The 8,907-nt window shown below is 45.9% G+C and carries 4 protein-coding genes; 2 read left to right on the top strand and 2 right to left on the bottom strand.

Translation table 11 applies throughout. From position 1 onward, the window contains the following. Positions 1-130 precede the first annotated feature (130 nt). Entirely contained in the window at positions 131-2,125 is a 1,995-nt protein-coding gene (locus tag QUA50_RS07780; RefSeq protein ID WP_333262450.1) for an SUMF1/EgtB/PvdO family nonheme iron enzyme, read from the top strand. A 267-nt stretch (positions 2,126-2,392) separates the two neighbouring features. On the opposite strand, the gene QUA50_RS07775 is transcribed toward QUA50_RS07780, so the two are convergent. Next, positions 2,393-2,953 (bottom strand): Uma2 family endonuclease, encoded by a 561-nt coding sequence (locus tag QUA50_RS07775; RefSeq protein WP_333054376.1) that lies wholly within the window; start codon positions 2,951-2,953, stop codon positions 2,393-2,395. A 114-nt stretch (positions 2,954-3,067) separates the two neighbouring features. Continuing rightward, positions 3,068-4,855, bottom strand: a complete 1,788-nt coding sequence (locus tag QUA50_RS07770; protein ID WP_333262447.1) for an EamA family transporter — start codon at positions 4,853-4,855, stop codon at positions 3,068-3,070. Positions 4,856-5,537: 682 nt separating this feature from the next. Between QUA50_RS07770 and QUA50_RS07765 the strand changes: the two genes are divergently transcribed. Further along, complete coding sequence (locus tag QUA50_RS07765) at positions 5,538-8,873, top strand: amino acid adenylation domain-containing protein (RefSeq protein WP_333262444.1); 3,336 nt, start codon at positions 5,538-5,540, stop codon at positions 8,871-8,873. The last annotated feature ends 34 nt before the right edge of the window (positions 8,874-8,907 follow it).

Here is an 8,907-nt window from a genome sequence, read left to right as displayed (position 1 = left end):
GAAGAAGTTTTATCTCTCTGTGGTTGGGACTATATCCTAGAAGCTATATTAAGTGCAGGTTCATAGTGAATTGGTATGAGTAACCCGAAAAGATATATGATAACCTTAACCGGATCATTTCTGCCCAGATATGTTCTACTGTTCTAATCCAAAATGCTCTCATCCTTTCAATCCCGATAACTCTAAATTTTGTCAAAGTTGCGGAGCTCAAGGCCTCAACCCTCTCTTCAGAAACCGCTACCGCGTGATTCGACTGTTGGGCGAAGGGGGATTTGGCAGAACTTACGAAGCGGTAGATACGGATCGCATGGACGATCCCTGCGTAATTAAGCAGTTTGTACCCCAATTTCAAGGAACCTCAGCACTTGAAAAAGCCGCACAATTGTTTAAAGAAGAAGCGAAACGACTTTACGAACTCGGCGAACATCCCCAAATTCCTCGATTAATTGCTTATTTTGAACAAGACAAGCGACTTTATTTAGTACAAGAGTTGATTGAGGGGCAAACTTTACTAGCAGAATTAACTCAGCAGGGTGTTTTTAGCGAAGAAAAAATTTGGCAGTTGCTGGCAGATGTACTGCCGATTTTGAAATTTGTGCACGATCGCCAGGTCATTCACCGAGACATCAAACTTGAGAATATCATGCGCCGCCGCACCTCTGTTAACTTCTCTCTGCCAAAGGCGGGAAATTTTCGGAATTCAGCTTTCCGAAGGGGAGGGCGGGGAGAGTTAGTTTTGATAGATTTCGGCATTTCCAAACAAGTGACGGGTTCCCTAATGAGCAAAGTAGGCACGACGGTAGGAACGCCCGGATATTCGCCGGTAGAACAAATGCGCGGTCAAGTTTTCCCCGGCAGCGATTTGTACAGTTTGGGAATAACTTGCCTGAGACTGCTAACTCAATGTTTGCCAAAAGTTGACGGTTCCGATGACCTTTATGACCCGATAAACGGCGGCTGGATTTGGAGAGAACGGTTGCCAGCAGGCACAAAAATCAGCAGCGAGTTGGCAAATGTTTTAGACAAATTAATTCAAGATTATCTCAAAAATAGATATCAATCTGCTGATGAAGTAATCAAAGCTTTAAATCTCTATTCTTTACCTCCCCAACCCCATTGTGCCAATGGAGGACAACTTGCTCTAAATTCTTTTCGGACAAAGGGAGGACAACTTGCCATCAATACCCCGCTCAATCAAAGCGGGCAAATCAACAGCAATATCTCTGTCTATCTGAGGGAAAAATCTAACACCAATCCGCCTCAGAACAAGGCAGCACAGAGAATTACCGCTGTCAAAAGCACTTTTGAATTTCAAGTGGTGACAGTAGACAAGCGCGGGAAGCCAACTAATGTTTACAGCGGTCAAGCGCGTTTTTTTGAAGAACATCTTGGGAACAGTACACTGCTGGAAATGGTATCAGTTCCTGGCGGTACTTTCCTCATGGGTTCTCCAAAAGAGCGGGGTGACAGCGACGAAAAACCTCAGCACCCAGTAACTTTAGGCTCTTTCTATATTAGCAAATTTCCAGTCACTCAGGCCCAGTGGACAGCAGTGGCGGCGCTGCCGGAAATTAAAATATTTCTCAATCCCAATGCTGCCCGTTTTAAAGGTGCAAATCGACCAGTAGAAAATGTATCTTGGTACGAGGCTGTGGAGTTTTGCGATCGACTTTCTCGCAAAACTGGTAAGAATTATCGCTTGCCTAGCGAAGCCCAATGGGAATATGCTTGCCGGGGGCAAACTACGGGGCCGTTTCATTTTGGGGAAACGATTACCAGCGAGTTAGCCAATTACAACGGAAATTCTAATTACGCTGACGCGCCCAAGGGAGTTTATCGCTTTCAAACGACAGATGTTGGCAGTTTTAAACCTAATGCTTTCGGATTGTACGATTTTCACGGAAATGTTTGGGAATGGTGCGCGGATTCTTGGCACAATAATTATAACGGTGCGCCTGCCGATGGTAGCGTTTGGGAGTCTGACGGGGAGTCTTCGCTGAGGTTGTTGCGGGGTGGTTCTTGGAACGATCATCCTCCGAATTGTCGCAGCGCGTGTCGCCTCAGATATCAGCCGGATTGCAAGGCTAGTATTGTGGGTTTTCGAGTGGTTGTTTCTGTTGTTTAAGAATGGCGATTCCCTACGGAATACATCCGCTTCGCGCACTTTTTAACTTAGGAATGAGAATTAAATAACTTCCACTCTTGAAAGTGGGATGGGCTCTTATAGCCCGTCATGAGTGGACGGGCGGGACGCCCATCCCACAATAACAATTAAAATTGGGCGACGGGCTATAAGAGCCCATCCCACAATAACAATTAAAATTGGGCGACGGGCTATAAGAGCCCATCCCACAATAACAATTAAAATTGTAAGTTATTTAATTCGCGATCCTTAACTAAAACTCAACCAGCTAAAAACTGTTTCGACAGTCAATTCTAACTCAATTCCATTAAGTATTGGCAAATTAGTTGCACCTTCGTAAAACTCCACCCTTTGCCCGGGAAATACCGCTAAAATACTTTCTTCTTCTGGAATCATTAACCAGCCCAATTCAGTGCCTTGTTGCGAACAAGCAAGTAATTTAGCAAGCACTTTTGTTTGGCTTTGTCCGGGAGAAAGAATTTCTATCGCCCAGTCTGGATAAATTTCAAAGCGGTTAGCAATTCTACCCGATGGTAGAAAGGGAATTCTTTCCCACCGGAATACTGCTACATCTGGGACGAGTGATACACCGCCGAAAGTGCAACGCAACTCGGGAAAAGCATAAGCAATCTTTGGTGTTTCGACTATTTGATTGATGACATTGCAAAGCTTACCTTGCAATCTGCTATGTTCACCTTGAGGCATCGCTTTTTGAATTATTTCTTTGTTGATATATTCGCAAGGTGGCTCCGTTTCTGGAAGTTTTAGGAACTCCTCTAAGTTGGGCGATATTTTAATAACTGCAGTCATAGGTTAAGTCGATTTTAGATTGGAGATTTTAGATTTTAAATGGGATAGATACCAGAACCCCGAATGTTTAAAAGTCGGGGTTCTGGTATCTATTATGAAGGACAAATTCTTGCCTTAACTAGCCTTCTTCTGAGGAGCCATTATGCGTTCCACACTCATAGCAGCCACGCTCAACGTCACCACAGCCATGCCGAGAATTGCCACAGGCTGCAACTTCTCATTGATAATTAGAAAACCGAAGAGTGCGGTCATTGCCGGCCCTAAAGTGCCAATTACTGATGCTAAGGCTGCCCCCGCGAACCGGATGGCAAAATTATTCAAAAGATAGCTAAACAGCGTCAGCACCCCTAAAACAACGCCTCCGACAATCAAACCCGGCCAAACATTTGGGTCGATTTTAGGAGCAAAATTGTCCGACAGTGGCACCCACAAACTCAGGGAGGAAAATACAAAAATCGCGCCGAAATTAACTAAACTAAAAGGAATTGGGTGCAGCTTGCCTGCGGCCATTTGCGTCAGCAATACGTAACCTGCAAAGGTAATCCCAGAAGCCAGTGCAGCCGTGACTCCCACCCCGACATTGCCGCCGCCCGGAGCAGGGGCCGCAAAACTCGGCCACCCAGCTAAAATCAGACCTGCGGTAATCCCGACGATCGCCAAAAAGCCGACTGTGCTGGGGCGAGAGCCAAACAAGATCCAAGAACCGAGTACGGTGACGATCGGGTAAATAAAGAAAATCGTAATCGCGATCCCGGCTGGAATATTGCCGATCGCCAAATAAATCAAAACCTGAGACAAAAACAGAAAAAATGCGCTTCCTAAAACCTTACTCCACAAAGCTCGATCGCCCGACTGGAACAACCGCCTAATATCTTTCCACACAGAAGGATACAGAAATGTCGCCAATATCGGCATCAAAGCCATCACCACGATCAGCCGCATCAACAAAATCAACAAAGAATTTCCAAAACCAGGAGTCACCACCCCCGGAAATTCAAACAAGCCAAAAACTATCCGAGGATTTTTGGCTTTAATTAGAATTCTCAAACAAACATTAAACAGCGACAATACCACCGCCGAAGACAAAGCCAGCACCAAACCTGTCTGTACTTGAGAAGGTGCTTTAGCGGATGCGGTCGAGGGCACTGAAGAGGGTTCCGGCACGGGTTCCCGCGGCCTTTCCACAGGTGTTGGCTGCAGAAATTGCGGGCGGACAGAATTAACAGAATTAACAGAATTAGTAGATTCCTCGACATAGGAATCTTGAGCATCGAAAGGATTCTCAAGATATGCTTCTTCGGATTCGAGTTCTTCCCTGATGCGGTTTACGAGATTTTGTAACAGCTCTTCCCCTTGCAGTTCCAGGGTTTTCATGTTGTTCAGCCGCACGGAAAGCTCGCTTTCGTAACTGGTTAAATCTTGTTCCAGCATCTGGAAACTGCGATCGATCCTTTCATCCAGCGCCGCCAGCAACTGCGACGCCCGTTCGTCGTAGTTGCTCGGCGGCAAGGGTATCGGGAACTCGCCGCTGGGAATAGGGCTGCTGAGAGAATTTCCCGAATTCGCACTGAGTTCGTTGAACCGCTGCACCAACAAATCCTGCAAATTGTGAGCCAAAACTTGAGCCAACTGCTTCAGCCACAATTGCTGCTGCTGAATGTATCGCCCAGACAGAGATTCCATTTGCTGAGACTGCAATTTGCGATATTGCTCCCGGAGGTCTTCAATATCTTCAATCAGGTGATTTTTTTCAGTTTGCAGCCGAGTAATGTCTTGATTTAACTGGCCTTTGACATTTTCATGCAAAGCGTCCAGTTCTTGCATTACTGAGTGGAGGACTTCTTCTGCTGATTGTGCATCCTCTGGATCGCCCTTTGACGAGTATACGTTCCGCTGCGCCATTAGCCTATAACCTCTAATTTAAACTGCACGTTCAGTGTTCTTAAGTATTTTGCCAAATCAGGCCGCAAGTTTTAGTGAGTAGCTCTAAAAGATTGCGGACACTGTTGAATCAATAGTAGTCGCTAAGCTACAAATGTGAGAAAATTGCGTGAAGCAAAGCTATTCCGAACGAAATCGCCCCAAGAACACTTTGTGCAATTAGAAATCATACTATACCTTGACCTCTCTACGGATTGCTCCCGGTAATTCTCGCATCTAACTCACCCGATTGCACCCGAATCACAAACATCTTGGCCGTTCCGCGACTAAATTTGATTGGGGGGTGGCACTCCTAGCCCCTCAACGGATAACTCGATCGTACAGCCAGAAACCGGGTTTTTTTTGCCCGCGTCTCTCCCGCACTCCCGCACCCAGATTTATTATATTAAAGGTTCCGATCTTTTGCTCGCGAAAGTTTTAAGAGGCGATCGCACCCTCAATCGATTGCGCGATTTTAGATTTTAGATTAAAGAATTGAAGCATTGACTTGCGCGAGATCAATTCGGGGGGGCAGTTTCTCGGATACAGGTTTTTTATTTCTCCACGGATGAATCCGCGGGCTTGTATCCTGGATGCTGTCGGTCAAAAAGCCACCCCGCGCCATCAAAAAATTAACACATCCCATCCCCCAAGAGCAATAGATATGGCATCCGAAATTTATGACAATTCCTTTACAAACGATATAGAAAAACTGAATATTTCCTCAGAAGCCGAAGTGTTTGTCTTTCCAGCCTCATTTGCCCAGCAGCGCTTGTGGTTTCTCGACCAATTCGCACCGGACAACCCTTTCTATAATGTAGTAACAGCACTGCGCTTAACTGGTTCCCTCAACTTAACAGCCTTAGAGGAAACCTTCAACGAAATAGTGCAGCGCCACGAAACTTTGCGAACCACTTTTGCAGCGGTATCAGGTCAACCAGTGCAGATAATCTCTGCCGCTTTCAAGACTCATTTAAAACTATTAAACCTGCAACATTTGCCGCCAAAACAACGGCAAACAGAAGCAAAGAAACTCGCCGCAGCAGAATCTCTTCACCCTTTCAATTTATCCACCGGGCCGCTGATGCGAGTCACCATCCTGCGGGTGACAGAAACCGAGCATATTCTATTGGTAAATATGCACCACATAGCCTCTGATGATTGGTCGATCGGGGTACTAATTCGAGAAATAGAAGCTATCTATACAGCGTTTATAAATCAACAGCCATCTCCCCTACCAGAATTATCACTTCAATATGCCGACTTTGCCGAGTGGCAGCGCGAATGGCTGCAAGGTGAAGTATTAGAAACTCAGCTAGCTTATTGGCGGCAGCAACTGCACGGAATTTCTGTGTTAAATTTGCCGACAGATCGCCCTGCACCAGCTAGGCAAAATTATCGGGGAAAAACTCAATATTTAGAACTGCCAAAAAACTTGAAGGACGCACTTTTAGCGCTCTCGCAGCGAGAAGGAGCGACTTTATTTATGACACTGCTCGCAGCATTTCAAACTTTGCTTTATCGGTACTCGCAACAAGAAGATATTGTAGTAGGTTCGCCGATCGCCAATCGCAACCGCAGCGAAATAGAAGCATTAATCGGTTTTTTTGTCAATACTTTAGTGCTGCGAACAGACTGTTCGGGAAACCCGACATTCCGAGATTTTTTGGGCCGGGTGCGGGAAGTAACCCTGGGAGCTTACGCTCACCAAGATTTGCCTTTCGAGAAGCTAGTCGAGGAATTGCACCCAGAGCGATCGTTGAATCGCCACCCGCTGTTTCAGGTGGTATTTGGCCTGCAAAATGCGCCGCTGGACGAGCTAGAATTGCCAGAATTAAAGTTGAGTTCTTTTCCTTTGGAGACTCAAACAACGCGCTTTGATTTAGAGCTGTATTTGTGGGAAGCTTCCGATAACTTTAGGAGCAGATACGGCGAAGATTGGGAAGATTCGGAAGGGCTCAGAGGCTTAGCTGTGTACAATACAGATTTATTTGATGAAGTTACCATCGCCCGAATGCTGAGGCATTTTAAAAGTTTGCTGGAAAGCATTGTGGCTAATCCAGAACAAAGAATCGCTAACTTACCTTTATTGAGCGAGGATGAAGTGAATCAATTATTCAAAGAATGGAACGATACTCGCACAGATTATCCTCAAAATAAGTGCATTCATCAGTTATTTGAAGAGCAACTCCAGCAGCATCTGGAGGATGTCGCCCTAACTTTCGAGGGCCAGCACCTGACTTACAGAGAACTCAACAGTCGCAGCAACCAACTGGCGCGCTACCTGCAAAAACAGGGCGTGGGGGCGGAGGTTTTAGTGGGGCTTTGTGCAGAACGATCGATCGACCTAATTGTCGGGATGTTGGCTGTACTGAAGGCGGGAGGCGCTTATTTACCGTTAGATCCGAGCTATCCGCGCGATCGGCTAAACTTGATGCTGGAAGATGCTCGAGTTAAAGTCTTGCTAATTCAGGATAAATTGATTGAGAATTGTCGAGACTTCTCAAACTCGGCGATCTACTTCGATCGCGACTCGGAACACATAGCCAAAGAAAGCGCCGAAAATCCCGCCAACACCGTAACAGCAGACAACCTAGCTTACGTTATTTACACATCCGGCTCAACAGGAAAACCCAAGGGAGTTGCTGTCACCCACAAAGCAGTAAATCGGCTGGTACTCAACACCAACTATATAAAAATAGAACCTACCGATAAAATTGCCCAAGCATCAAACGCTTCATTTGATGCAGCCACGTTCGAGATTTGGGGAGCCTTGCTTAACGGCGCTCAACTCGCGGGAATTAGCACAAATATTACCCTTTCGCCTCACGATTTAGCCTTAGAACTGCGCCAACAAGGCATCACTGTTTTGTTTTTAACAACTGCCTTATTTCAACAAATTGCTAGAGTTTTACCGCAAGCTTTTGATTCGCTGCGCTGCTTGCTGTTTGGCGGAGAAGCGGTCGATATGAGATGGGTGAAAAAAGTTATAAAACACAATCAAACCGCTAAATTAATTCACGTTTACGGGCCGACAGAAAATACCACATTTTCGGCTTATTATTGCGTGCAAGACGTACCCGAAACCGCAACATCTCTCCCCATCGGCCGCCCGATCGCCAACACGCAAATTTATCTCCTCGATGCGGATTTGCAGCCAGTGGCGATCGGTGTTATAGGTCAATTGTACGTCGGCGGTGACGGACTGGCGAAAGGCTACCTCAACCAGCCCGATTTAACTGCTGCTGCATTCATTCCTAACCCTTTTAGCAATAAATCTGGTTCTAGGCTTTATAAAACAGGTGATTTAGGCCGCTATTGGGTTGACGGCAACATCGAGTTTTTAGGTCGCATTGACGACCAAGTAAAAATTCGCGGCTACCGCATCGAGTTGGGAGAAATAGAAGCGGCTTTGTGCCAGCATCCACAAGTGCGCGAAGCAGTAGTAATTGTCAGGGAAGACATCCCCGACGATAAACATTTGGTAGCTTATGTTATTCCTGACGGCATTAATGAAAAATCCGAAAGTCAAACTCTAAAACCAAGTGACCTGCGCCAATTTTTGAAAGAAAAGTTACCAGGATATATGGTTCCTGCAACTTATGCAGTGTTGGAGAATATGCCGCTGACGCCCAATGGCAAAGTAGACCGCCGCGCCTTGCCAGATCTAGATACAGACAGCGAGGATATAACAGAAAATTATGTAGCGCCTCGGACTGAACTCGAAAAGGCGATCGGGAAAATTTGGGCTAAAGTTTTGGGCAAACAGCAAGTTAGTATCTACGATAATTTCTTTGAACTAGGCGGGCATTCCCTGCTAGCAACTCAGTTGATTTCTCGCATCCGAGACGCTTTGCAAGTCGAGTTATCGGTCAGCAATTTGTTTGAGGCTCCGACTGTAGCGAGTCTGGCAAAATACATGGAAACAATACGCTGGGCCGCGAAAGGTTTGGATACTCCCAGAACCGACGAAAATGAGCGAGAAAATGTGGAATTTTAAGGCTTTACATAATTGCGGGATGATTTTGATTTTT

Source organism: Microcoleus sp. M2_D5, assembly GCF_036701935.1.
Lineage (GTDB): Bacteria > Cyanobacteriota > Cyanobacteriia > Cyanobacteriales > Microcoleaceae > Microcoleus.
Note: the sequence above shows the minus strand (reverse complement) of the source record. Positions and strands in the feature narration are given on the sequence as shown.